Annotated in this window: 1 protein-coding gene; it reads left to right on the top strand. The window is 46.5% G+C overall.

The window, feature by feature from the left end; all coding sequences use genetic code 11:
- Window positions 1-318: hypothetical protein (locus RM520_RS15260; RefSeq protein WP_311388575.1), on the top strand; the 318-nt coding region annotated here is incomplete at both ends.

The raw sequence follows: 318 nt of genomic DNA, 5'->3' as shown, positions 1-318 counted from the left end.
CCTGTTGGTGCTGTTGCTACCGATGCAGGTATACAAACTTTAAATGCAAACCCTGCTGGTGGTACTTGGAGCGGTGCTTCAACTGATGGCACTTTTGACCCGTCGATCGGAGTTGGATTCTATGACGTAACCTATACCGTTGATTTTGGTAATGGTTGTATTAAAGAGGATACTATCACTATTGAAGTGGTCCTACCAGGTGATCCTTGTGACGGTGTTACTCCGCCAACCATTGATGCCGTAGGACCATTATTTACAACTGACGCAGTAGTAAATCTAGTAGGTAACCCTGCTGGTGGTACTTGGGGTGGTGCTTCC

This window comes from Croceitalea vernalis (assembly GCF_031846405.1).
Taxonomy (GTDB): Bacteria; Bacteroidota; Bacteroidia; order Flavobacteriales; family Flavobacteriaceae; genus Croceitalea; species Croceitalea vernalis.
The sequence above is the reverse complement of the archived record's forward strand: the minus strand, read 5'-3'. Positions and strand labels throughout refer to the sequence as shown.